Raw genomic sequence first — 23,560 nt, 5'->3', positions numbered from 1 at the left:
TGATGCTGGTCCGGGCAGGTTGGAACCCGGACGGTGTCGAGGGCGTGAGACCTCCTGGTCCGCTGGACCAAGAGGCAGCCTGAGCCGTGAATCCCACATCAGCCCTGGAGGGTGGAGAATCTCCTCCCTTCAGGGAGGGGAGCCTTCAAGCAGTGGTTCCCGTCGAACCCGTACCAGAGCAGGCCGGGACCCGAGATCCTGCGGGTGAGGCTTTCGAACGACGGGGCGCGGGCGGACGCGACTCTGTGGATTCCCGTGGAACGATCCGCCGCCTGAGCGAGCGCCACGCGGCGGCCCGGGTTCGGACCGGGCCGCCCTGGCGTGCCGCACCGACTCGGAAGTGTGCCGTGCACCGCGCGGATCTCGCGGGTCCGGCACTTCGGCCACTCGGTCCAGGAGGCCCGGGATCCCGGGGAGCCTGGGATCCCGGGATCTCCTCGGGTACGGCCTCAGGTTGCTCGCCGAGTCGGCCAAGAGGCAGGCGGGACCGGCGCGACGAACCGGACGTCCGGCAACCGCACACAAGCCCCGCACCGTTCCCGCGAGAACTACTTGCCCGTTCCGCTGAGGTAGGCCGCCCACGGGTAGTAGACGTAGTCGAACGCCGCCGGCGCCCCGGTGATCTTGCTTCCGAGCCACACGTCGTTCGTCAGCTGGATGCCGGAGAACATCGGATTCATCTCGTCGTGCAGCTTCCGCTCCATCTGCACGACCAGCTTGGAGCGGGCGCTGTCGTCCTTCGTGCCGATCGCCTTGGCGTAGAGCCCGTCGATGCCGGTGTAGCCGGACTGGTTGAAGGTGCCGCCGGTCACCGCGGTGAGGCCCAGCCAGTCGAGCGGGTTCGGGATGTTCGGCCAGAACTGCGTGTACAGCAGGTCGGTGTCGCCACGCGTCGCCGGGTCGTACAGGTAGTTCGAGTAGCCGGTCGCGGGTACGACGTTGAGCTTGAAGTTCAAGCCGATCTTGTCGGCCGCGTCCTTGATCCCGATACCCAGCTGCTGCGTCTCCGCCTGCTGCGGAACCACGAGGCTGATCCGCTTCGACTTCACGTCGGCCGGGACGCCGGCGAGCAGTTTCTTCGCCTCTTCGATCTTCGCGGAGCCATCGGTCTTGACCGAGTCGGCGTACGAGGTCAGGTCGTCCTTCGCGAAGCCGTACACGGCCGGCACGGTCTGCAGCGAAGCAGGGGTCCCTTCACCGCCGTACACATGGTCGCCGATGCCCTTCCAGTCGATGGCCATCTGGAGCGCCTTGCGCACGTCGGCGTTGCCCATCGCACCCTTCTGGTTCGCGACCACGAGCGTGACGGCCAGTGGCGCGGGACCCGAGTAGAGCTTGCCCGCCGGCGATGCCTTCAGCTGTGCCAGCCCGGCCATCGGCGGACCGTACGTTCCGTCGATCTGGCCCGAGAGCAGGCCGGAGGTGATCGCGGAGTCGTCGGTCAGGAAGGTGAAGTCGATGTTCTTCACCTTCAGAGGCAGCGACTTGTTCCAGTAGCCGTCGTAGCGGCTGACCTTGATCGACTGACCCTGCGTCCACTTGCCGAACTTGTACGGGCCGGTGCACATGACACCGACGCCCGGCGTACCGACCTTCTTGCCGTGCTGCTCGTAGAACTTCTTCTGGACGACGACACCGGCGAAGCTCGCCAACTCGTCGTTGATGAGGTAGTCCGGCTTCTTGAGTTTCACCGTCACTTCGCCGGCGCCCGTCTTCGCGATCGAGGCGACGTTCGAGTACAGGTAGCCGTAGAAGCTCGACTTGTCCGTCAGGTTGTGCCGCATGCTCCACGCGACGTCGTCGGCGGTCATCGGCGAGCCGTCCCAGAAGGTGATGCCGCTGCGCAGTTTGTAGACCCAGGTCGTCGCGTCGGGGTTCGAGTACGATGTCGCCAGATTGGGCTTGATCCGGTAGTCGGGCGTCTGGGCGAGCAGTGTCTCGCACATGTTCGAGTTGATCATGTTCGGCGTGTAGTCGGCCGACTGGAAGGGGTCGATGGTCTGGGGCTCGCCCTGGAAGACGTTCCAGGTGATCGAGTCGACCGAGCCCGGGCCCTTGGGCGTGAAGGTCGTCAGCGCGTCGGAGGACCCGGTCGCCGCTTCGGTGCCGGACTTCCCTCCGGAGCAGCCGGCCAGTACGAGGGTGGTCGCGGCGGCGACGACGGCGAGTGTCGTTGCCCGTCTGCGTGGGCGGGATGAATACATTGCGGAACTTCCGTTCAGTGTCGGGCTGTGATGGCTTCGGGGTCCCACCCGCTGTGGGGGACGCTGTCGCGCAAGAGGCGGGTGTAGGGGTCCTGAGGGTTGTCGAGCACGTCGGCGGTGGGCCCTTGCTCGACGACGGCGCCGTGACGCATGACGATCGTGTCGTCGGTCACCTGGCGGATGACGGCGAGATCGTGGCTGATGAACAGGTAGCTCACGCCGCGTTTCTGCCGGATGTCCGAGAGCAGATTGAGGATCTGTGCCTGGATCGAGACGTCCAGGGCCGACACGGCCTCGTCCAGGATGAGGATGTCCGGATCGGCGGCGAGCGCGCGGGCGATGGCAACGCGTTGGCGCTGCCCTCCGGAGAGCGACCTCGGCAGTGCCGCGAGCTGCCGGTCGTCGAGTCCGACGAGCTCGGCGAGTTCGCTCACGCGCTTCCTGGTCTCGTCGCGGCCGAGCCGGGAGTGCACGCCGACGACTTCCGTGAGGCAGTCGCCGATGCGCTGGCGACGGTCGAGCGAGGTGTACGGGTCCTGGAAGACGATCTGGATGTCCCGGCCCCGCTCACGGCGGCTGCGTGCGGAACGCGCCGGGTGTGTGCGGTCCTCGCCACGGAACATGATGCGACCGCCGGAGGGACGCTCCAGGCCGATGATCATCCGTGCCGTGGTCGTCTTGCCGGAGCCGGACTCACCGACGATGCCGAGCGCTCCGCCCGGGGCCAGGGCGAAACTCACGTCGGCGACCGCGGTCGCCTCGGCCCGCCCACGGCCGAACGTCTTGGTCAGGTGCTCGACCACGAGCAGCGGTTCGGTCATCGCTGGACCTCCTCGTTCGAAGCGGAGCCGACGTGCTCCTGCGGCACCATCCGGCCGCGCAGGCCGGGCATCCGGACACACCGGGTCCCCGACGGACCGATCTGCAGCAGGGGTGGCACTCCCGTCCGGCACCCCTCCTGTGCGAAGTGACAGCGCGGTGCGAAAGCACAGCCGTCCGGCGCCTCGTAGGCGGTGGTCGGATGACCGGTGATCGCGGGCAGCCGATCGACACGCCGGCCGATCTCGGGTCGTGCCCGCACCAGTGCGGCCGTGTAGGGGTGGAGCGGGTCGTCGTGCAACCGCACCGAGGACTGGCGCTCCATGACCTGGCCGGCGTACAGCACGATCGTCTCGTCGCACACGGCACCGGCGAGCTCCAGGTCGTGCGTGATGAAGAGCATCGCCATGCCGTACTCGCGCTGCATGCGCCCGAGAATCGCCATCACCTCCGCCTGGGTGGTGACATCGAGGGCGGTCGTCGGCTCGTCCGCGAGGATGAGCCGAGGCCGCGCGGCGACCGCGGCGGCGATCATCACCCGTTGGAGCAGGCCGCCGGAGAGCTCGTGCGGGAACTGCCGCAGCCGGCGCTCCGGGTCCCCGATCCCGACCTCGGCGAGCAGCTCCTGCGCGCGCTTGCGCGCAGCGGGCTTCGGCATCCGGTCGTTGGTGCGCATCGCCTCGGTGAGGAAGTCGCCGATCGTACGCACGGGGTTCGTGTAGGCCCGTGCGTCCTGGAAGATCATCGAGACGTCCTTCGCCCGGTAGGACCGCAGGGCGTCGGTGCGAAGGTCGAACACCTCGGCGCCGTCGAAGCGGACACCACCCCGGACGTCGGCGCCGTCGGGCAGCAGACGGGCGATGGTGCGAACCGTCATCGACTTGCCCGAACCGGACTCGCCGACCAGACCGAGAGTGCTTCCACGGTCGAGCGAGAACGAGACATCGCGCAGCACGGTGCGCAACTCGCCCGCGACCGGCAACCGAACGGTCAGGCCGTCGACTTCGAGAAGTGCGTTCACGAGCGTGCCTCCCAGCGCTCCGTGAGCCGGTCGCCGAGTGTGTTCACGGCGCCGACGGTGATGACGATGAGTGCGCTGGCGAACAGAGCCTCCTGGGGGTGCTGCTGCAGCACACCGGCCATACCGGTGCCGACCATCGCGCCCCAGTCCGAGGTCGGTGGCTGCACCCCGAGGCCGATGAACGAGAGGCCGGCGAGGTCCATCAGGGCGAACCCGAAGGCGAGCGTGGCGTTGGCGACGATCAGCCCGCCCACGTTGGGCAGGATGTGCCGCAACGCGATCCGCGATCCGTGCACGCCCTGAACCTGCAGTGCCGCGATGTAGGGCAGCGAGCGCTCGCGCAGCGCCGCGCTCCGCACGATGCGCGCGATGTAGGGGACGTAGGCGATGGACAGCGCCACAACGGCGGCGTTCAGGCCGGACCCGAACAGGGCGGTCGCCAGGATCGCCAGCAGCAGACCGGGGAAGGCGAACACGGCGTCGACGACGCGCACCACCATCTGGTCGAACCAGCCGCCGAACCACACGGCCGCGAGCGCGAGGATCGTCCCGAGGAGCGTCGAGATCACCACGACGAGGAACGGCCCGATCAGTGCGGTCCGGGAGCCGTGGACGAGGCGCGAGAGAAGGTCCCGCCCGCTCGCGTCGGTGCCCAGCAGGTGCGCGCCGCTCGAACTCTGGTACGCGCCGGAGAGGTTGACGGCGTTCGGATCCTGTGATGAGAGGAGTGGTGCGAGGACGGCGAAGCAGACGACGAGTCCGAGGAGGGCGATCGCCACCCAACCGGACATGCCGATGCCTCTCGTACGACGCGTCGTGCGCCGGCCGGCCTTTCGCGCTCCGATACGTCGCACCGCTGCTGTCGTGCTCATGAGTCCTTCTTCCCGATCGACACGCGCGGGTCGAGCAGTGTGTAGGCGATGTCGATGAGGGTGTTCAGCACGATGAAGGCGGCGACGTACACCAGGCAGATCGCCTGCACGACGGGGAAGTCCTTCTGCTGCACCGAGTTCACGAGGAACTGACCGAGCCCGCCGAGCTGGAAGACCTGTTCCACGACGACACTTCCCGCGATCAGACCCGCGATCGTGAGACCCGCGACGGTGAGCACCGGCATCGCGGCGTTGCGCATCACATGTCTGCGTACGACGACCCCGCGGGGCAGTCCGCGGCTGATCGCCGTCTGCACGTGATCGGCCGACAGCTCCTGCCGGATCGCGGTCTGGGCGAGTCGCGCGACGAACGCGACCGAGGCGAGCGCGAGCGCGATCGACGGAAGAACCAGGTGGTAGACCTGGTCGAGGCCCGCACGGCCGGCGCCGAACACCGGGAACCACTCCAGGTCGACGGCGAAGACGATGATCAGCACGACCGCTCCGACGAAGGTCGGCACCGCCATGACGCCCGTCGCGCCTGCCATGGCCGACCGCGACAACCAACCGGGCCTCAGGCCGGCGAGAGTGCCGATGGCCAACCCGACCACCAGGACGATCGCCGCGGCCATGAGGACGAGCAACGTGGTCGCGGAGGCGCGATTTCCGACCAGCGACGACACCGGTTGGTTGTAGATGATCGATGTTCCGAAGTCGCCGTGCACCACGCCACCCAGCCACCTCAGGTACTGCTGCCAGATGGAGTCGTCGAGGTGGTACTCGGCCTTGATCGCGGCGATCGCGTCGGGGCTCATGGTGCGACCGTGCGTGAGATAGGTGAGCGGGCTTCCCGGCGCGGCGTAGAGCGCTCCGAAGACGACCAGGCTCGCGATGAACAAGGTCACCAGCAGCCCCACGATGCGAGCGGCGATGAACCGCAGCATCACCCCGGCGGGCCGCCGCTTCGCCTTCACCTGCCCCGATGGCACGGGTGCCGGCATGGTGGCGTCACTCATCGGTTCACCCCCGGCTGTGCGTGATGGACCACACGGCCACCCACGACGGTCCGCAGCACTCGCGTGTCGAGCAGTTCCTCGAGCGGCCGGGCGAAGATGTCCCGGTCGAGAACGATGAAGTCGGCGTACAGCCCCTCGGCGAGACGGCCGTGCAGGTGCTCGGAGCGGCTCGCCCAGGCGGCGTCACGAGTGGCGTGCACGATCGCGTCCGCCAGCGGCAGCGCGTAGTTCGCGATGTTGGCGGGCAGCGACGGATCCAGTGCCGAACGCCGTGTCGCCGCGATGAACATGTTCGGCAGCGGCGCATGCGGCGACGTGGGGGAGTCGGTGCCGAGCACGAGCGTGGCTCCGGCCTCGGTCATCTCGGGCCACGGGAAGCCGCGGTCGACCCGCTCGTCACCGAGGACGCGCCGCCAGTTCTCCTGGATGGCCGGATCGGCGTGCACGGGCTGCATGCTCGCCGTGATGCCGAGTGCTGCCAGGCGGTCGATGTCCGCGGGGTCGACGACTTCGAGATGCTCGATGCGGTGGCGGCGCTCCTTGGGGCCGTTGACAGCGACGGCGTGCTCGACGGCGCCGATCGCGACCCGGATCGCCTCGTCACCGATGGCGTGCATGGCGACCTGCAGGCCGGCCGCGTCCGCGGCGGCCACCACCGGCGCGAGTTCGGCAAGACTCCAAATCGGGTCGGCGTTCGTGCCGTTCACGTAGGGCTTTCCGAGCGACGCGGTGCACCCGTCGACGGTTCCGTCGACCATGACCTTGATGCCGGTCACGCGCAGGAACGGGGTCGAGCGGTGGGTGGCGAGTTCGACAGCGCGCTCGACCTGCGCGAGGTTCCGCCCCTCGTCGCCGGTGGGCTGGACGCGCCAGAACGCGGCGATGCGCGTGGTCAGGGCGCTTGCCGCATCGGCACGGCGCATCGCCTCGTAGTCGCCTTCGACCAGTGCCATCTCGGTCGAACCGACGATCCCGGACTCGGCGTACGCCGCAAGGACGACCGTCAGGGCCTCGTCACGGTCGGAGTCACTGGCGAAGCGGTCGAGGACCGGCCACACGAGGTGGTGCATCGCGGTCTCGTCGACCAGGCCGGTGGCCGCGCCCCGCTCGTCGCGGTGGACCGTTCCTCCCGGTGGCGATGCCGTGGTGTCGTCGATGCCGACTTCCGAGAGAGCGGCCGAGTTCAGCCAGATGGAGTGGAAGTCGTAGGCCTGCGCGTAGACGGGCCGGTCGGCGACGACGGCGTCGAGCATGCCCCGATCAGGCAGGCCGCCCGGGATGTCGCCGTGTTTCCACCCGGTGGCGAGCACGCGCGGCGCGTCGGGGTGCTCTTGCGCCCACGTCCGGATGCGCCGCTGGATCTCCTCCACCGTGTTGGCGCCCCAGAGATCGACCTGGACCGCCGCCTCGCCGGTGCCGACCACGTGCGCATGGCCGTCGACGAATCCCGGGAGGACGGTCGCGCCGTCGAGGTCGTGGATCAGGGCATCGGGTCCGGCCACACGAGCTGCGGTGGCGCCGTCGCCGACGTAGGCGAGCCGGTCGCCGACCACCACGAGCGACTCGGCCCAGGGGCGTTGGTCGGAGGTGAATATCCGGGCGTTGCGGTAGAGGTGAGCGGGCATGGTCGTGTCCTTGTCCATCGGGTTGCTCAGAACCGGTCGAGGCCCTCGCGGGCCGCAGCGTCGGGGTTGCCTGCCCGGTACTCGAGGGCGAAGCCGGAAACGTCGAGAGATGCCGTGAGCAACGTGCTCCACCGCTCGTGGTCCGGCTGGGAATCGTCGGCACGGACGCACACCACGGCGGCGCCGCCGTCGCCGCCGCAGAAGGCGGCCGCGCGCTCCTGTGCGGAGCGGCCGGTCATGCTGTCGCGCACCGCCTGCGCGTGCTGGTGCCGCTCGACCGACACCGACGCCGGAATGCTGGTGTCACAGCCGGCGAGGCCGGAATCGAGAAAGTGGTTCGTGTGGATGACCCAGCCGTCGGCCTCGGGGTGCACCACGGCGAACCCGGAGGGCGACATCTCGATGGACGCCGCCGCGGCGTGGCCGTCCCGGTAGGTCGCGACGGTCAGCACGGTGGACGCGCTCACGGTCGCGGAGGCGACGATGTCGCGGGCCTCCGCCACCGTGGTCGCCTCCTCGAGGACGCGACGCGCGACAGCGTGGACGGGCACGCCGCCGGCGGCGTTGTCGGAGCGATGGTGCAGGATGTTGAAATGCAGGCCGAGGCCAGCGTCGTTCACCCCGATCTTCGCGGCCGTGCCGAACTCGGTGAAGAGCTTCACCCGGCGCCGGGTTCCGGTCACGAGCGACAGCAGAAGGCCGTCCGGTGTGAGCGAGTCGTGCCAGTCCCACGTCTGGATCGTCTCGGGCGGGCCGCCAAGGGGCGGAAGGTGCACGGCGGTCGTGCACTCGCCCTTCCCGGGCGCGGCGGCGAGTACTTCGGTCCGTGCGCCGACCGCTGCCACCTGCCACGGCTCGATTCCCGACGCCTCGGCGATCCCGTCGGACTCCTCGACGAGAGACGGGTACCAGTCGCGCAAGGCGTCGTAACTGTGGTCGACGACGTCGCGGACGGTCGTTTCCGAGATGCCCAGAACCTTGAAATGCGCCAGGTAGCGGGCGCTGACGTCACGCACCTGGTCCGCGAATCGCGTACCGATCTCGCGTCCACGGTCGCGGGAGTCGGTGGTGGTCGTGCGCAGGGTGTGGAGCTTCATGGTGGTGCTGTCCGACCTTTGCCTGTGAGGCCCGTCACGGTGAGGGGCGGGCGACACGCTAGGTAGGTAAAACGTTTAATACAATGGTGTCGCCGACGTCACTCTCTGTACTCACTGCCGCCCGGCCCGCGTCGGCGACCACGCTCCGGCGACATGAGGCAACAGCGGACGGTACGAACCAAGGAGGTCGCCGTGGCTCGATCGAAGGGCATCACCATTCGCGACGTCGCCCAGCGCGCAGGCGTCTCGGTCGCGGCGGTCTCGATGGCCCTCAACGGCACCGGGACGCTGAGCACGGCCACCCGACTGCGCGTGCGGGCCATCGCCGAGGAGATGGAGTACCAGGCCGACGCCCTCGCGCGCGGCCTGCGACGTTCGTCGGTCGGGGCGATCGGACTCGTCATGCGGTCGTTGGACGCGCTGGGCGAGTACGCGCCGCGGGGAGTTGACGTGTTCAGTCGCTACATCGGTGCTGTTTCGGCCCAGGCGATGGACCGCGGGCTGAGTCTGATGCTGGTGCCCGACCCGACGAGGCGGCCGACGCCGCCACTGGCGCTGTCGCTGGACGGGTACATCGTGACGATGCCGCATGTGGATGACCCGGTGATCAGTCTCCTCGAACGGCGTGGGATCCCGTACGTGACGCTGGGACGCGATCCCAGCCGCCCGGATTTCACCGACTGGGCCACCGAGGACGACAACTTGAGCTTCCGGCGCATCTACGAACACTTCGCCGCGTCCGGTGCCCGATCGATCGTGCTGTTGCGCGGAACCGATCCCAACGCGTGGAACATCGACAGCGAGGCGTTGTACCGCGCATGGTGCGAGAGCGTCGGGATCACACCGCGCGTCTACGCGTCGGCCGAGCGCGCCGGCGAGCACGGCGGCGAGAACATCGCGCACGCGATCGTGGACGAGGGGATCCCCGATGCGATCCTGTGCCACACCGGACGTCAGGCGGCCGGAGTGCTCGCGGGCCTCACGTCTCGCGGCGTCACCGTGCCCGACCGGACGATGCTCGCCGCGGCTTCCGACTCCGAGCACACCCGGCACAGCCGGCCCGCCATCTCGGCGGTCGAACTCCACGCCGCGGAAACGACGTTGGCCCTGCTCGACCTCCTCCAGGCACGCATCGCGGGCGAGCCGAGCGCGGGGCCGGTCCTGACGACGGCCCGGTTCCGGGTCCGGGCATCGTCGCGACGCCCGGACACGAACACGTGATGTGGGCCGAGCCGGGACGACCGTGACCGCTGCCGGGTCGGTTCGGCATACGTCGGGTTTGCCAGGACGAAGTGCGGATGGGGCCGCTGGTGATGTGTCAACACCCGCTGGAATGCGGGCCGCTGCCACGAAGGCCACCAGCACAGTGATCGCCCAACAAACCAGACCGGTTTTCCGTGACGCCCCGTTTCGCCCGCCCGCAGCAGGTGCCCAGTTCGGATGACCCATGCGCCTATCCGAGCGTCTTCCGAACGTTCCACGAGCGGGAGACGCGCGCCAGGGGTATGTCGTTTCGAGCAAGGTGGCCGCGGGATCCGTGAGGAGATCAGCTATGTACGCAGTCGTTCGGCGGTACGAAGGAGTGACGGACCCTGCCGAGGCGGGACGTCGAGTGGAGGCGGGGTTCGTCCCCCTCCTCCGCCAAGTACCCGGCTTCGTGGCCTACTACTGGGTTGACGCCGGGGGTGGAGTGATGCTGTCTACCAGCGTCTATGCCGACCAGGCCGGGGCGGACGAGTCGGTCAAGAGGGCGGCGGACTTCGTACGGGACAACCTCGCGTCGCTGCTTCCCAATCCTCCTCAGGTCACGGCCGGCCAGGTCGTTGCCGCTGGGTAGCGGACTCCGCCGTGGGGCTCGATCCCCAGTATCCCCGTGCTGCTGACCTGACCATTCACGCAACCGACAGCATGACCTCGCGCAACTGGCACGCCGGGCTGACATGCCACATCTCATGGCGACCGACGCCCTGCCGTTGAAGCGCCACTTGTAGCCATTTGAGTGAGGATTCGACGGAATGGCATACCTCGCTCCAGGGCGGGCCATGGTCTCGTCGGAGGAGACGAACTCAAAGAGGGGACCAGGGCCTTGCGACTGAGGCGTACCGGCACGGTTCTGGGCGCAGTAGCGCTCACCATGCTGTCAATTCCGAGCAACGCGCATGCAGTAGGGATCGCCTGTGGCGGGGGTGCGTCTACTGGGCGCGTAGCCGTCAACGGCTGTATCAGCGCTCAGCGAGGATCTGCCGGCCCCTTCCCCACACGAGACGTGGCGGCGTACATCAAGGCGCGCAATACCGGAAAAGTGGGGCTGAACATCTCCTACGAAGCATTTTCACGTCCTGATGGCGGTTCCTGGACGAAGGTGGGCACTGGCCGCTCCTATGTCAGGGCCGGCGAGGAGATCGGTCCCGTCGAGGTGGGAAGCACGACCCGGGTATGCGCCCCCGTGAGGGTCGAGATCCGAGTGCATGCCCGGGCCGACGGTGCTGTTTGGAGCAACTGGTCTTCCGCGTCCACGAAGCAGTGCCAGACCTGAGCAGCACTCGGAATCGCTCGTCACCTGGGCCGCGATCACCCTCGTGGGCGATCGCTCTCCTCAGGGTGCCGGACGACCGTTCCGGCCGCCTTCGCGTGGCAGTCAGGACGGCTGACGGATCTCCGTGACGATGGTGTACAGCAGGACGCGTATCGCGTACTGATCAACGTTCGGTTCGGCCCTTTTCTCTCGGATGGCAGTCCGGTCCTTCTTCTCCGGGGTCACTGCCCTGATACCGCGCCTGCGCAGGTGGGACCGGTTGTCGCAGGACGAGTGGGCCCTGGCGACCGCTCACGCGGTTGCCGTATCGAGGTCGAGCCTGTACGCGCCCACGAGCCGCGACACCCCCGGTTGAAGTCGTCCGCAGGTGGGCCGACAGTGGGAGGCATGAGCCGTCACCGGCGCCAGTCTCGCAAGGCCCCGTGGATCACGGCCGGCGCGGCTGTGGTCGTGCTGGCAGGCGTGGGCGTGGGCGTGTGGCTGGCGATGCCGGAGGGTGGTACGCCCCGCCCCAGCCCCTCAGCCTCGGGAACCATCTCCCTGCCGACACCGTCCCCGCGGCCATCCCGTACCCCTGCACCCGAGACGTCCGGCACCACACCGTCGGCGCCCACAAGCACCCCTGCGCCCCGACCGTCACGGACGCCGGCGAGCACGCAACCGGTAGCACCGAGCAACCCGTCGGCACACCGCCCGACGACCGTCCTCCCGCCGCCCGCGCGCACGACGACCCCGCGGACGACGCAGCCGACACCGCATGCCGCCCGGACACCAGCGAGCACACCCCCGATACCGCCCTCGCGACCCAGGACGTCCACCGCTCCAAGCCCTTCGTCCCATGCGCCGTCTCCCGCCCCCCATGCACCGTCTCCCACCGCTCGTCCGCTGTCTCCCGCCCCTCATGCACCGTCTCCCACCGCTCGTCCGCCTTCTCCCACCCCCACCCCGACGGCCACCATCAGGACCGGCCCGACGACGACATGGACCACCTCACCCACCGCGGTGGCGGCCGCGCGGCGGATGGCCGCGGCCGGGGCTGTCGGTGACCCCGCATGTTCGATGGCGTCCGTGGGCCTGCCCGACCCGAACCTCGTCCCACAAGGCACGCGCATCGGCATCGGAAGCTACGAGGGCTACTGGTGCCTGATCTGGTAGGCCGAGCCCTTGAGTTGCGAATCCACGCCGTCGATGCCTCCAACGGAGCACTCGACCGAGATCGCTCTCGGCACCGGAAACCACGACGACGTTCTCGCTGCCAGGCATCAACAGCGCAGGCCCGCACCCGGAGGCCGTTGAGGACCTTCCCAGCCCGTGCGCAACAGGAACGGGTGTGGCACCGTGGACGCAGGCGTGGCCCGCCACTCCTTGAGGTGGCGGACCACGCTGTTTGCTTCGCCGGGTCGGAGCCGGTTCGGCCCGTCCTTCCGGGTTCGAAGTGCTCGCATGGCAAGGCGCCCGCCTCACGCCCCGTACTTCACCGACGCCGAGCGCGCCGCCCTGGCCCTGCCGTATGCGCGAACAACGAGCGCAACCTGGTGGCGTCCGGAGTCGAGATCAGGAAGGCTCGCACGCATGGTCTCGGTATTGCAGAACGTGGCGATCGACTGTGCGGATGCCTACGAGCTGGCCCGGTTCTGGAGCGGGGTGACCGGCCGTCCGCTGCATCCGGAGGACAAACCGGGGGATCCGGAGGCTCAGGTCCTGCTGGCGGAGGGACCAGTGCTGCACTTCAACCAGGTGCCCGAATCCAAGACGGTCAAGAACCGGATCCATCTGTGTCTGCGCCCAGAGACCTCGCGTGAGCAGGAGGTGGAACGGCTGCTGAGCCTCGGCGCCACCTTTGTCACCGATCACCGGAATCCCGATGGCTCCGGCTGGGCGGTGCTTGCCGATCCCGAAGGAAACGAGTTCTGCGTTCTGCGCAGCGAGTCCGACCGAGCGGCCATGACTTCCTGACGCTTGCGCGGCCCACCCGGCCGGTTTCCCATGAGTGCTGGTCACAGCCACGCGTTGATGGCCGCGACGAGGACGGTCCGTTCGCAACGGACGGCGAGCCTGCCGTATCGGGCGGCCACGGCCCGGTGCCTCTTGAGGCGGTTGACGCCGCATTCGAGGTCCGGCCGGGGCCCTCCGCTGGAGGAGCGGGCGCTGCCGGTCGCCGCGTACTGGCGGACGAACGTGACGATGCGGCACACCGCCCCGCAGGGAAGGTCACGCAGCCCCCGCCGCGCCGGCCTGAGGCAGACCACACTGTGCAGACCGCCCCGTCGACTTTCACCGTAATGGGGACGGGGCGGTGGGTGATCAGCCTTGATGATCTTCGCGTCGGTGACCTGCGTAAGCGGGCAAGGAGGAAGGCCGCAGCACCTGACCGGGTGACACATTTGGCGACTCGTCGGGTTGCGGAACTGACGGACTGTCGGTTGCCTCGTGAGCGGAACACAGGAGAGGCGCCGCGCAGACAGGCCGGACACTATTCCGTTGGAGGATTCGCATGCGCTACACACACATGGGTGCGGGCATCGGCCTGGCTCTCGGCGCCCTCGGACTGCAGATCCCGGCCGCTGCTGCCAACGATGACTCAACTGTCCGTATCGACCCATCGAATGCCTACCCGGGTTCCACGGTCACGGTCAGTACGAGGGCTTGCGCCCGTGACGCGGACTACGGCAAGGGCTGGTCGGAAGTGGCGGGAGAGTTCCACCTCTTCCAGGGCGAACAGGAGGGGGTACTCACCGGTCAGTTCGAGATCCCGGAAGGAACCGAGCCGGGCAGCGACACGGTCACCCTGAAATGTCCGCCACTGACCAAGGTCACGGAAACGTACCAGGTCACCGGCCGCCCTCCGAGCGGCTCAGTCAGCGCCGGCTACGGACCGGCCGAGGACACGGGTATGGGGCTCACCCTGGGCGGGGGCCTGCTCGTCACGGCGGCCGCCGGGGGTGTGGTCTGGATGTGCCGCCGCCGGAACGACAACCTGACCTGACGGTCCGACCCTGCCGGCGGCCCCGTCCAATTCGGCCTGTAACCGGCCCCCGAAACGGAATCGATCCGGTAGCCGAGAGGCCCGCCCACCGCGAGGCCCACACCACTCGCTACAACGCGCCCGCCGTGATGCAAAGGCTCAACCGCGATGGCACCCAGACCCCACATCAGCGCTTTCCGAGATCCGTTCATCCCTGGAGTGCTTCTTCCGGCCTGCGCGATGACGGCAGGTGTGCTGCTGCTGATCAGCGGGTTGCACGACAAGGAGCCACCGCAGCCGCCGCAGCCCTCGGCGGCCCAGGCCTTGTCAACCTCCGCAGACCTCATCCGCCCGGTCCATCCGCTGCCTGCCGCGGTCCCGGTCCGGCTCCGGATCGCCGCCATCGGCGTGAACGCCCCGATGACACGAGTGGGCCTCGATGCGGCAGGGGCGCTGCGGACCCCACCCCCTGGCAAACCCGGCGCCGTCGGCTGGTACGGGGACGGAACGGCTCCCGGCTCGGCAGGAACCGCCATCGCCACCGGGCATCTGGACACACCCACCGGCGACCCCGGTGTCTTCTACGACCTCGGCGCCCTGACCGAGGGCGCCACCATCGAGATCAGCCGGGCCGACCGGCGGACAGCGGTGTTCACCGTCCGCGCCGTCGAGCTGTACGACAGGAAGAAGTTCCCGAGCAAGAAGGTCTACGGCAGTTCCGGCCGGCCCGAACTCCGGTTGATCACCTGCGGTGGCGGCTACACCAAGCGCACCGGCTACCTGGGCAACATCGTGGTCTACGCGACGCTGACCGGGGTGACGTAGTCGGCCGAACGGGCGCTGACCGCGGGACGGGGACGCCGACGCCGACTACCGCGTCGGCACAACGCCGCCCGCCATCCACTCTCACCCGCTTATGCGATGCGCATCGTTCCGGCCCGACTCACACTGGAGAGGCAGGAATGCGCACGCCTCATGACTCTCGGTAACCGCGGTTTGCGCTGCAGGTGAACACGTCGTGCGCTTCCTGTCCGGCGGCACATCGGTCTTCCGAAGGGTGCCTGCCCTGGGATCCGGGCTCGGAGCCGTCCGTGGGCGCGGTAACCGCCTGGTCCCGCCAGTAGCCGGCTGTGACCGGGGAAGGGAGACGGCAGGATCATGGGTCTCGAACGGTCCTCGCCGACGGAGGACCTTGAAGAGGCCGTCTCGCCGTTGCGCGCAACAGATTGGACAGCCCGACAAGGTGTGACAGCGAAGAGTGTGTGATGTGAGTCTCCGCAACCAAATCACGTCGGCGAACCGGGCAAGGGCTCTTCGTAGGGGATGCGGTTCAAGTGGATGATGTTCCCCAGGGTGCCCCACTCGTCTCCGCCGAGTTTGGTGAGGGGGCGCAACAGCTCGGAGTTGGGCCGGCCGTCGACGACGTAGGCCTCCTTCGCGGCGGCGTGCAGCACCCGGCCGAAGACGAGCTCGCACCCCGCGGGCCCCGACACCTCGCCGGGCCCGGCACTGCCCGGTGGTGCCGCCGGCCCGGCACTGTCACCGGACGCGGTGTCAGAGCGTGATCCAATAACGCCGTTTCACCCCGAGAGGGGTGGTGCGCACGTCTTCCAGGACACCGCCGTTCGCCTCGATCGTGCGCGCGGAGGACGTGTTGTCGTCGTCGCAGGTCAACAGGACCCGCTCCAGGCCCAGACGGCGTGCCTTGGGCAGGACCGAGCGCAGGGCCCAGGTGGCGTGCCCTCGCCGACGTGCCGAAGGGCGCACGCTGTAGCCGATGTTGCCGCCGCCCTCCAGCAGGAAGTCGTTCAGGTAGTGCCGTACGTCGATCGCCCCCAGATAGGTGTCGTCCTCGACGATCCACAGGTGCGTCGCGTGCACACGGCCCTGCGGCAGGGGCAGCGACCGGTCGGACTGCGCTCGCAGGCACCTCACCCACTCCTCGAAGCCCGTGACGCTGTCGAGATCCGGACCTGCCAGCCGCAGTCCGCTTCCGTCCTGATGAGCGTCGGGACCCCACTCCTCACGCGCCTGCGTCCACGAGGCCCGTAAACGGGTGGTGGGCTCGATGAGTCTGGGCATGCCGCGGAGATTAGCATTCCTTTCCTTCTCGACATGTTTTCGCGGATGTCGCCCATTGGCGGACCGCTCCGGTGAGGTCGACGACGCGCATCGTCGATTTCAACGAGCGCCTCGCCAAGGATGATCGGGTCGGGGGAAACGCCAACGGATGCAGCACCGCCGGCAGCGCTGGAGCACGGCCGTCAGCGGTGCAGCGCCGCCCTCACCGGTGAAGCACCGCCGTCGGCTGTCGCGCAGTGCGGCGGTCGTCCGTGCGGGATCCGTCCACCGGCACCGGGTGGCGCCAGGCCATGACGCAGTCCGGGCGGACGAGCAGGCAACCGCGCTCGTCAAGGCCGTCGTTCACCCACTGCCAGGAGCCGCAGACGTCGCGGGCGCCGTCCTCGTCGATGCGGACCACGCTCGGCGGGATGCCGAACTCCGCCGCGCACACCGCTGCCGCCTCCGCCCAGGCCGCTCCGGCAAATCCGGTCACCACGCTGAAGCCTTCGCAGCCGGCCAGGTCCAGGGCGGGTAGACGGTGCCCGGCGGTGTCGATGCGCCACGCATGCGGGAGCTGGTCGACGGCGAACTGCCGCCCGCCCGGGCGGAGTGCGCGGGCGAGGTCCGGCGGGACGTTCCCGCCGACTTGACCAGCGTTGCCCGACAGAGCAGTTGAGGCCGACCGGCTCCCGTGCAGGAACAGAGGAGGAGCGGGCCGGCCGGGAGCACCCCGGCCGGCCCGCCCCTCGTCGTCGGTCTTGCGGTCAGGCGTCGGCGATGCGAAGCGCCCGCTCTCCCTCGCCGTCCGACGCGAACAGCAGGAGACGCTCTCCCTCCTCCACGAGCTCGGCGCGCTGACGCTTGCCCACCGCGTGGAAGAGCTGCACGTCGACCGTTGTCGTCGCGCGCGCCCGGTCGACCCGCCACGCTCCGGCGACGAACCCGTCGACCAGGATCGTCCCCGGGATCGCGGCGTTCTTCGTCGCGATCGCCTTGCGGTGATCGTCGCTGATGATCCGGGTGCGGTCCGCGTGGGAGAGGATCGCGTTGTCGTACGGGGCCAGGTAGCGAACAGGCGCGGGCGTGCCGGCATCCGGCCGCGGGGCGTCCGGCAGATCCCACAGCTCGCTGCCGTCCTCGCCGCGGAAGGACACCAACCGCGGACGCAGGCGCTCGATCACCGCACGCAGCCGCGTGAGCCCCGACCATGTCTGGACGTCCTTGACAGTGGCCGGGCCGAACGCCGCCAGACAGCGCAGGACCAGGGAGTCGAGGTCGGCCTCCGCGTCCAGGGGGCCGCCGAGCCAGTCCTCCGCCGTGGCGTACGTCGTCTGTCCGCTCCGTCCCCAGACCCCGCGGGGCGGGGTCTGGACCACCGGCAGCAGATTGCGGACGACGCTGCTGAGCGCGAGGGCGGGGTGGTCGGGCCACGTCGTCCGCAAGGAGGTGCTCAGGTCGCCGACGGTGAGCGGAGCCTGTTCCAGGAGCTTTCGGCCGGCCGCCGCGACCTCGGCCGGATCCAGCCCGTCCAGGTCCCTGCCGAAGGTGGTCTTCAGGCTTCGTTCCATGAACGGCTGCAGGCAGGGCCGAAGACTGCGGCAGTCGGCGGCGGTGACCAGATGGACGGTGCCCCGCATCAGCGCGATACGCACGGCCCGCCGATCGGTGAGAAGGCCGGCCAGTTCAGCGGGGCGGAAGTCCTCCAGCCGGGTCCACAGACCGTAGTACGGCGGAACGGGCGCCTGCGCCTGCAGACCCACGAGGTGTTCGAGCGCCTCCTCGGCCGGCATCGTCCGTCGTTCCAGCAACAACTGGCGTGCCAGAAAGGCACGATTGAGAGCCCGCCGGTCGAGCACGCCGGCGGGCTGGGGCGAGGTGGTGGCCATCTGACCTCTCAGTTCAGCAGGGCGAATAACGTGCGCGGTTCGTCGGCGAGGACGGACGGCTGTTCCAGGCCGGGACGTGCCCGCCGCTGTCGACAAGCATCGCCCGCACAGCCAGTGGTCCGCCGCTCTGCAAGGCGCCACCGCCTTCCGCGTCAACGGCGTGCGTCAGGAGCGTCATGTCGTCGCACACCTCATCGGGGTCGACTCCCCTGGCCGGCAGCTGAGCCGGCGTCTCTGCGTCCTTGCCCTCCACGGCTTGACGGGCCGGTGTCCAGGTGTTCTCACAGCGACATTCAACCGTTGCCGCACCAGCCCGGCCAGTGCTTTCCCCGGGCCTCGGACCGCCGGTCGAGATGGGCCGTCAGGTCAGCGGCCGGCGTCGTCGCTGGTGCGGCGGTTGCCGCAGCACGGCGCCGGGCGGTCCGGTGGTGGGCACGTCGGCAGAGGGCTGTCGCGTCACAGCTCACGGCTGATCGTGGACGGCGGGCACGCCCGAGCCGACGGGCCATCTCGCGGATCGCCGGGTCGCGTTGGTCCAGCGACGCCCTCGGCCTCCGTCAGGTGCGTGCAGGTGACTGCAGGTAGCTGCAGTGGACTGGAGTGGACTGCAGTGAGCCTCCGCCAACCTGAGGTCGCAGGTCAAAGGGCTGGTATGACCGGTCCCCGGGGTACTCGTGCTGGTTGTGAGCGGCAGTCTGCGGAGAACATCATCCGTCAGCGGTTGATTTCGAGGTTCGTCAGGACGAGCAGGGCTCGCAGGAGGCGGGTGGCGCGGGCGGGGTCGGTGCGGAGCTTCGTGAGGATCCGCCAGTTCTTGAGGTGGGCGAAGCCGTGCTCGACCGGTGCCCGTCCGACGGCGAGGACGCGGTTGGCCTCCTTCTCACCTCGAGTGAGCTTGTGGATACGAGTGGCGATGTAGCCGGTGACGATCACAGGGTCGAGAACGTCGTTGTCCAGGCCGCGAAAGCCGAGGTCGGCCAACGCCCCGAGGCCGGCGGCGCGCAAGTGGGCCAGGATGCGGTCGTGGCGGGCGGCGGTGTTGTCGTGGGTGCGGCCGGGCCGGGCGGCGGATATCCAGATCATGCGCCCCTTCTCGTCGGTCACGGCGAGGAAGTGCAGGCCGTGGCCGCGGTGCTTTCCGGAATAGTTCCGCCGGTCAGCCCTTCCGGTGCGGCGCTGGGTGCGGATGAGGGTGCCGTCGATCAGGACCACCTCTCCGCCCTGCTTGGTGATCTTCTTCAGGGCGCGGTCCAGGCGTGGTGCCTGGCCGGCGAGCAGTCCGATCAGCTCGTCGCGCCAGCGGAGGACAGTGGATTCGGACACGTTGTTGCCGCCGGCCATGTCGGCAAGGCGCTGGTCGTGCCGCAGTACGGCCAGGACGATCACCGCGATCTTTCCCGGTGGCAGGATCCGCCACCGGGACCGGATCGCCTTCAGATGGCGCCTGAGCAGGTCGGCGAGGTGGTTGACGGTGTGCGTGGACAGCGGCAGGCGGCACTGGTGGACAAGCGGGCAGGTGTCCTCGGCGCGTTCTTTGGTATTCGTCACACAATTCCAACGGCCGCCGGGGGAACCCCGGTTACGCCCGTTCCGAGCCTCTCGGAGTGGCGGTACTGCTGGTCACAGACGGGTGGCGAACCGGCCGTCGGGCAATTTGCGAAGCCAGCCACGATCGACAAGCCTGACCAGCTTGCTGCGTAGTGGTTCCAGCTTGGACCGCACGCTGACGTCCACTCCCACCACCTCTCCGAGCTCGCGGGCCATGACCGGTCCAGCTGCCTGCCGCACGGCGGCGATGATGCGCTGGTAGTCCCACGGGAGCGAGTCCTCCTCCACGCCCGGTTCGCGGTGCGGGATCAGCATCACTGCTCGTCCGGCCACCTGCCCGGGCATGGGCGCGGCCGAGGCGCGTTCCTCGGCGAGCTGCCCGGTCATTCGTTCGAGGACGCGTTCGGCGACGGCGAGTTCGTCCCGCTCGGCGCGCACTTCCGTCAGCTGTTTGGCCAGCTGTTCTTCGAGTTCGTCCAGTTCCGCGCGACGCGCGGTGATCCGTTCCAGCAGCTCGGGATCCAGCATGGACCAGATGGTAGAAGCCGCCCGGTCACGGCGAGCGGGAACCGACAAGTCGGCCCCTCGAGAGCTCGGATTCTCAGCGCGGAAGTCGGATGAGGAGTTGCTCGGGCAATGGGAGGGAGGTGGTGGCGCGTGCCGGATCGCGCCGGTTCGGCACGCCGTGTGTGACCGGCTCAGCCGCACACCCCGACGGGAGGAGCGGACGGGTCAGGCTCCTCAGGGACGGGTTCCGTCTTGGCCAGTTCGTCCACCAGGCCGGAGGCCTCACTGCCAGTGAACTCGTCGAGCAAAGAGTAGACGGGGTCCGCGCGTTCTGCCACGGCCGCGCGCGCGGCGTCGGTGCTGCGCACCGTACCTTCGAACTCTCCCTGCCCTATGGTGGAGACATCGTACGGAAGGGTGGATCCGGAGCCCAGGCCCCGCCACTGGCCGGGAATGTCACCGTCGTCGGTGCCGCACCGGGGTTCCTGCCACTCGATGGCCATGATGTAGTGGTGGCCGAGTTCGATCCGCGGTTGGCCTTCTCCGGCCATCTCCGTCAGTACGGACGAGTCATCATCCTCGCCGCCGCCGAACATCCAGCCGTGGGCGGTCCAGTTGAAAGTCTGAGGCGCGGTTTTGGTGGCTTCCTCGCTGGACCACAGGACCCGGTCGACGCGGAGCTTGACATCGCGGAGTATCAGGCCCTCGCCGCGGTCGACTGCCTCCTGGTCCGGTTCGATGCGGGTCTCGGTGACCGGCGTGACCTCGACGACGTGGTCTGCGTACGTGACCCAGTCCGTCGCGGTCTCGGACGGGTGGCGGTCGGCGCCGTGTGCCAGCAGGATGCCGGAGCTGTGGGACGCCTTGTCGGCGTTGCCCACTGCGGACTGTTCCTGCCGTGCTCCCGCCTTCGCCTCGTCGCTGTCGAGGCCGGTCAGGGTGGCGGCGAGAGCCAGGGCGGCGGCGGTGCCCACGACCGCGGTGACGATGCGTGCGGTTCTTCGCGTTGTGCGTCTCAACTTGGCTCCCCCGGCCTAGTAGACGGTGTTGATGTTGGTCTTCTGGTTGGCGCCGAGCCCCTCGCTGTAGGAGACGCTCTTCTTCATGCAGCCCAGCCGGGAGTCCTGCATCGGGACTGCCGGGTAGGAGAGGTTCCCGTGCAGCAGGCCGACCGCGTGGCCGGTCTCGTGACAGCTCAGGCCGGGCGTGTAGTAGCCACCTCCCTCGATGCGGACGTATTGCTGGTCGCATTTGTAGTTGCCGGGGGAGTTGTCGTTGCAGAAGGTGATGCCCTCGTCGCTGCCGGGCACGGCCCCCTCGCTGTAGTAGATGTCCGTCTCGGCGCTGCCGCTCCACGAGGGGGTGGAGTCGTAGCTGACCGCGAGGTCCGTGGGCGAGTACTCGCTGGCGAGCATCGCGCGGACGATGTTCTTGTCCTCCGCCTCCAGCTGGTCGGTACCGCCAGAGTCCATGTAGTAGGTGAGGGTGGCGTTGTCTGTCTGGCAGACTGTTCCGTTGGCCTCACCGCGCAGGCATCCGACGTAGTAGTTGGACGTTGGGACGATGTTATCGATCGCCGCGGCATCAGTCCCGGCGGAACTGGACGGCGCCGCGACTAGCAGGCCGCTGACGGCCATCGCGACGACCGCCGCCGTTCTTCGTGAAACATGTCTCGTAGACATGGGACCCCCCCATTCGCACACGTTGGCATACGAGATCGCTCAGGCAGAAGGTGGCGCATGGGACAGCAGGTGTCTCATGCGCCACCGTGCGCCCTTATTACGACCCCCTCGAAAACGCGTATACAAGGGGTAGCTGTGCGGAATCGGACAATCCGCGGGCAGTTTGGCGCGTTCGTGTCAGTTCCAGGGGGGCGGGCAGGTCGTCCGCCCCGCGTCGTCCAACGCCGCAATGATCGCCGAGCGGTACTGGGTCAGCTGCCCGCCCTCGAAGGTATCCGCCGCTTGGTCCGCGCGCCGGGGCAGGACGACCAGGACACGCGTCCCCTCCTCGATCGGTGGCCGGTCCTGGGCCACGCGGGGATCCACCACATCCATGGTGATCCTGCGGTCACCCCGCGGTGGTTTGATCCACTCCTCGACGTCGAGGCCAACTTCAATCCGCCCCTTGCCGCTGGGAGCGACCTCGGTGACATCGCCGACGACAATGGTCCGGGCGCAGGCGATCCATTCGAGCAGCGTCTGCCCGTGCCCGCCCTCGGCTGCCGCGGTCGACCGTGTGCCGGGTGGAGCCGCGCTGTCTCCGGGAGCCTTTCCGGAGAGCAGGCCGGAGAAGGTCACGGTGACGGCCACGGCGGCGCACGCGGCGACCGCTGTAGCCCACACAGCGGCTGTACGGCGCCGACGACGCGGATCCGGCCGCCGTGGTACCAGAACCTCGGGCACCGCGTCCCCGGGCCTGTCGGTACGCCCGGCCTCTTCGCCGATCATTCTCAGAGCGAGGCGCACAGCTTGCTCGGCCTCGTCCGCTCCCGGTCGCGACCCGGCCGGAGCCTCCTGATGGGCCCGCTCGTCTGGTCCGTCCATCGTCACAGCACCTCCACGTCCCTCAGGCGCCGACCGAGCGCGGCCACGGCGCTGTGCAGTCGGCTCTTTACGGTCCCCTCGGGAATGCCGAGGCGGTCCGCGATGTCCCGCACGGTCAGATCGGCGAAATACCGCAGCGCGAGGATCTGGCGCTGCGCCGGGGGCACTCGCTCCAGTTCCTCAGCCACGACCAGGGCCAGCAGCCGCGAATCCTCGGACTGGCCTGGGGGCGGCCGGTCCTCCCAGCGAGCTGCGAGCCGGTCCCGTAACGACGCATCTCGGGCACGGTCGCGGTGCCAGTCGACCGCGATCCGCGATGAGACGACGGTCAACCAGGCCTGCAGATTGTCTATCCTCGCCCCGGCTTCCAGCAGCTTCATCCGGACCTGCTGAACCCCGTCCTCCATCTCGCCCCAAGGGACTCCGCCGAGGACGAGCATGGCACGTACCAGTTCGATATCAGACGGATCCAATAGTGGACCGTCCGCCGCGAATCTTCGTGGTGTGGTCATCAGCCGGCGTTCCCCTCCAGTCCCTCATACGACGGAGAAGGAACCCAAAACGTTCGCCTCAGAGGCGGATTCTTTCCGTCGGGAGCTCGGAGATCCCTTTCGCCTGGGCCGCCCCCCGACGCCCAGCCGCGAACTGACGGATGCGCAGGGACTCGGTGCCGCAAGCACATCCAGGTCCTCCAGCGCAACGGACCTCGCCCGGGCGCCTCTGGCAGTCGAGCGCTGACGAATGATCTTCTCCGCAGACTCCTGCCCACGGCCAGCGTGAGCACTCCGAGAATCGATCACACAAGCCCTTTGACCTGCTCCTTCAAGTTGGCGGAGGCTCAGTGGAGTGCAATT

The 23,560-nt window shown here is 68.7% G+C and carries 24 protein-coding genes and 1 pseudogene; 7 read left to right on the top strand and 18 right to left on the bottom strand.

What is annotated here, in order from left to right; all coding sequences use genetic code 11:
* Positions 1–135: 135 nt before the first annotated feature.
* Positions 136–276, top strand: a pseudogene (locus ACWD5D_RS19605) (AraC family transcriptional regulator); the annotation flags it as partial.
* A gap of 272 nt (positions 277–548) precedes the next feature.
* On the opposite strand, the gene ACWD5D_RS19600 reads toward ACWD5D_RS19605, so the two are convergent.
* The 7 genes from ACWD5D_RS19600 to ACWD5D_RS19570 are packed head-to-tail and all read right to left on the bottom strand — an operon-like array spanning position 549 to position 8,654.
* Entirely contained in the window at positions 549–2,204 is a 1,656-nt protein-coding gene (locus tag ACWD5D_RS19600) for an ABC transporter substrate-binding protein (protein WP_451373963.1), read from the bottom strand.
* Between the two features lie 14 nt (positions 2,205–2,218).
* Complete coding sequence (locus ACWD5D_RS19595; protein ID WP_451373962.1) at positions 2,219–3,025, bottom strand: ABC transporter ATP-binding protein; 807 nt, start codon at positions 3,023–3,025, stop codon at positions 2,219–2,221.
* Positions 3,022–4,044, bottom strand: a complete 1,023-nt coding sequence (locus ACWD5D_RS19590; protein WP_451373961.1) for an ABC transporter ATP-binding protein — start codon at positions 4,042–4,044, stop codon at positions 3,022–3,024. The genes ACWD5D_RS19595 and ACWD5D_RS19590 overlap by 4 nt, the downstream gene beginning before the upstream one ends.
* Entirely contained in the window at positions 4,041–4,916 is an 876-nt protein-coding gene (locus tag ACWD5D_RS19585) for an ABC transporter permease (RefSeq protein ID WP_451373960.1), read from the bottom strand. Before ACWD5D_RS19585 ends, ACWD5D_RS19590 begins: the two co-directional genes overlap by 4 nt.
* Complete coding sequence (locus ACWD5D_RS19580; RefSeq protein WP_451373959.1) at positions 4,913–5,932, bottom strand: ABC transporter permease; 1,020 nt, start codon at positions 5,930–5,932, stop codon at positions 4,913–4,915. The genes ACWD5D_RS19585 and ACWD5D_RS19580 overlap by 4 nt, the downstream gene beginning before the upstream one ends.
* A complete protein-coding gene (locus tag ACWD5D_RS19575) occupies positions 5,929–7,557 on the bottom strand; it encodes an amidohydrolase (RefSeq protein ID WP_451373958.1) in 1,629 nt (542 codons plus the stop codon). Before ACWD5D_RS19575 ends, ACWD5D_RS19580 begins: the two co-directional genes overlap by 4 nt.
* Before the next feature lie 26 nt (positions 7,558–7,583).
* A complete protein-coding gene (locus ACWD5D_RS19570; protein WP_451373957.1) occupies positions 7,584–8,654 on the bottom strand; it encodes a C45 family autoproteolytic acyltransferase/hydolase in 1,071 nt (356 codons plus the stop codon).
* A gap of 192 nt (positions 8,655–8,846) precedes the next feature.
* On the opposite strand from ACWD5D_RS19570, the gene ACWD5D_RS19565 reads away from it, so the two are divergent.
* The 4 genes from ACWD5D_RS19565 (at position 8,847) to ACWD5D_RS19550 (ending at position 13,146) form a co-directional block, all read left to right on the top strand.
* Entirely contained in the window at positions 8,847–9,875 is a 1,029-nt protein-coding gene (locus ACWD5D_RS19565) for a LacI family DNA-binding transcriptional regulator (protein WP_451373956.1), read from the top strand.
* Positions 9,876–10,206: 331 nt separating this feature from the next.
* Positions 10,207–10,491: a hypothetical protein gene (locus tag ACWD5D_RS19560; RefSeq protein ID WP_451373955.1), complete on the top strand. Its 285-nt coding sequence runs from the start codon at positions 10,207–10,209 to the stop codon at positions 10,489–10,491.
* Between the two features lie 1,175 nt (positions 10,492–11,666).
* On the top strand, positions 11,667–12,236 hold the full coding sequence (locus ACWD5D_RS19555) for a hypothetical protein (protein ID WP_451373954.1): 570 nt from the start codon (positions 11,667–11,669) through the stop codon (positions 12,234–12,236).
* Between the two features lie 526 nt (positions 12,237–12,762).
* Positions 12,763–13,146: a VOC family protein gene (locus ACWD5D_RS19550; RefSeq protein WP_451373953.1), complete on the top strand. Its 384-nt coding sequence runs from the start codon at positions 12,763–12,765 to the stop codon at positions 13,144–13,146.
* 41 nt (positions 13,147–13,187) lie between these two features.
* Here the strand turns inward: ACWD5D_RS19550 and ACWD5D_RS19545 are convergent, their stop codons facing one another.
* Positions 13,188–13,385, bottom strand: coding sequence for a hypothetical protein (locus tag ACWD5D_RS19545; RefSeq protein ID WP_451373952.1), 198 nt, complete (start codon positions 13,383–13,385; stop codon positions 13,188–13,190).
* A gap of 299 nt (positions 13,386–13,684) precedes the next feature.
* Here ACWD5D_RS19545 and ACWD5D_RS19540 point away from each other — a divergent pair, with 299 nt between their 5' ends.
* Both ACWD5D_RS19540 and ACWD5D_RS19535 read left to right on the top strand, forming a co-directional pair.
* Complete coding sequence (locus tag ACWD5D_RS19540) at positions 13,685–14,176, top strand: sortase (protein ID WP_451373951.1); 492 nt, start codon at positions 13,685–13,687, stop codon at positions 14,174–14,176.
* Positions 14,177–14,395: 219 nt separating this feature from the next.
* Positions 14,396–14,980, top strand: coding sequence for a class F sortase (locus tag ACWD5D_RS19535; protein ID WP_451373950.1), 585 nt, complete (start codon positions 14,396–14,398; stop codon positions 14,978–14,980).
* A gap of 461 nt (positions 14,981–15,441) precedes the next feature.
* Here the strand turns inward: ACWD5D_RS19535 and ACWD5D_RS19530 are convergent, their stop codons facing one another.
* The 10 genes from ACWD5D_RS19530 to ACWD5D_RS19485 form a co-directional block, all read right to left on the bottom strand.
* Positions 15,442–15,648, bottom strand: coding sequence for a hypothetical protein (locus ACWD5D_RS19530; RefSeq protein ID WP_451373949.1), 207 nt, complete (start codon positions 15,646–15,648; stop codon positions 15,442–15,444).
* Positions 15,649–15,709: 61 nt separating this feature from the next.
* Positions 15,710–16,237 carry a GNAT family N-acetyltransferase gene (locus tag ACWD5D_RS19525; RefSeq protein WP_451373948.1) on the bottom strand — a complete coding sequence of 176 codons (528 nt, stop codon included), beginning with the start codon at positions 16,235–16,237 and terminating at the stop codon, positions 15,710–15,712.
* A gap of 202 nt (positions 16,238–16,439) precedes the next feature.
* Positions 16,440–16,886 (bottom strand): aromatic-ring hydroxylase C-terminal domain-containing protein, encoded by a 447-nt coding sequence (locus ACWD5D_RS19520; RefSeq protein WP_451373972.1) that lies wholly within the window; start codon positions 16,884–16,886, stop codon positions 16,440–16,442.
* 97 nt (positions 16,887–16,983) lie between these two features.
* Positions 16,984–18,105 (bottom strand): winged helix DNA-binding domain-containing protein, encoded by a 1,122-nt coding sequence (locus tag ACWD5D_RS19515; RefSeq protein ID WP_451373947.1) that lies wholly within the window; start codon positions 18,103–18,105, stop codon positions 16,984–16,986.
* 714 nt (positions 18,106–18,819) lie between these two features.
* The gene (locus ACWD5D_RS19510; protein ID WP_451373946.1) at positions 18,820–19,653 is read right to left on the bottom strand and encodes a transposase family protein; all 834 of its coding nucleotides are present in this window, start codon (positions 19,651–19,653) and stop codon (positions 18,820–18,822) included.
* A gap of 72 nt (positions 19,654–19,725) precedes the next feature.
* Positions 19,726–20,181, bottom strand: coding sequence for a hypothetical protein (locus ACWD5D_RS19505; RefSeq protein ID WP_451373945.1), 456 nt, complete (start codon positions 20,179–20,181; stop codon positions 19,726–19,728).
* A gap of 170 nt (positions 20,182–20,351) precedes the next feature.
* On the bottom strand, positions 20,352–21,179 hold the full coding sequence (locus tag ACWD5D_RS19500) for a hypothetical protein (RefSeq protein WP_451373944.1): 828 nt from the start codon (positions 21,177–21,179) through the stop codon (positions 20,352–20,354).
* A gap of 15 nt (positions 21,180–21,194) precedes the next feature.
* Entirely contained in the window at positions 21,195–21,632 is a 438-nt protein-coding gene (locus ACWD5D_RS19495; RefSeq protein WP_451373943.1) for a hypothetical protein, read from the bottom strand.
* Between the two features lie 387 nt (positions 21,633–22,019).
* Positions 22,020–22,472 carry a hypothetical protein gene (locus ACWD5D_RS19490; protein ID WP_451373942.1) on the bottom strand — a complete coding sequence of 151 codons (453 nt, stop codon included), beginning with the start codon at positions 22,470–22,472 and terminating at the stop codon, positions 22,020–22,022.
* Between the two features lie 236 nt (positions 22,473–22,708).
* The gene (locus ACWD5D_RS19485) at positions 22,709–23,218 is read right to left on the bottom strand and encodes an RNA polymerase sigma factor (RefSeq protein WP_451373941.1); all 510 of its coding nucleotides are present in this window, start codon (positions 23,216–23,218) and stop codon (positions 22,709–22,711) included.
* Positions 23,219–23,560: the final 342 nt, after the last annotated feature.

The organism is Streptomyces sp. NPDC002520 (genome assembly GCF_053595235.1).
This window is presented reverse-complemented; position numbering and strand designations above follow the sequence as displayed.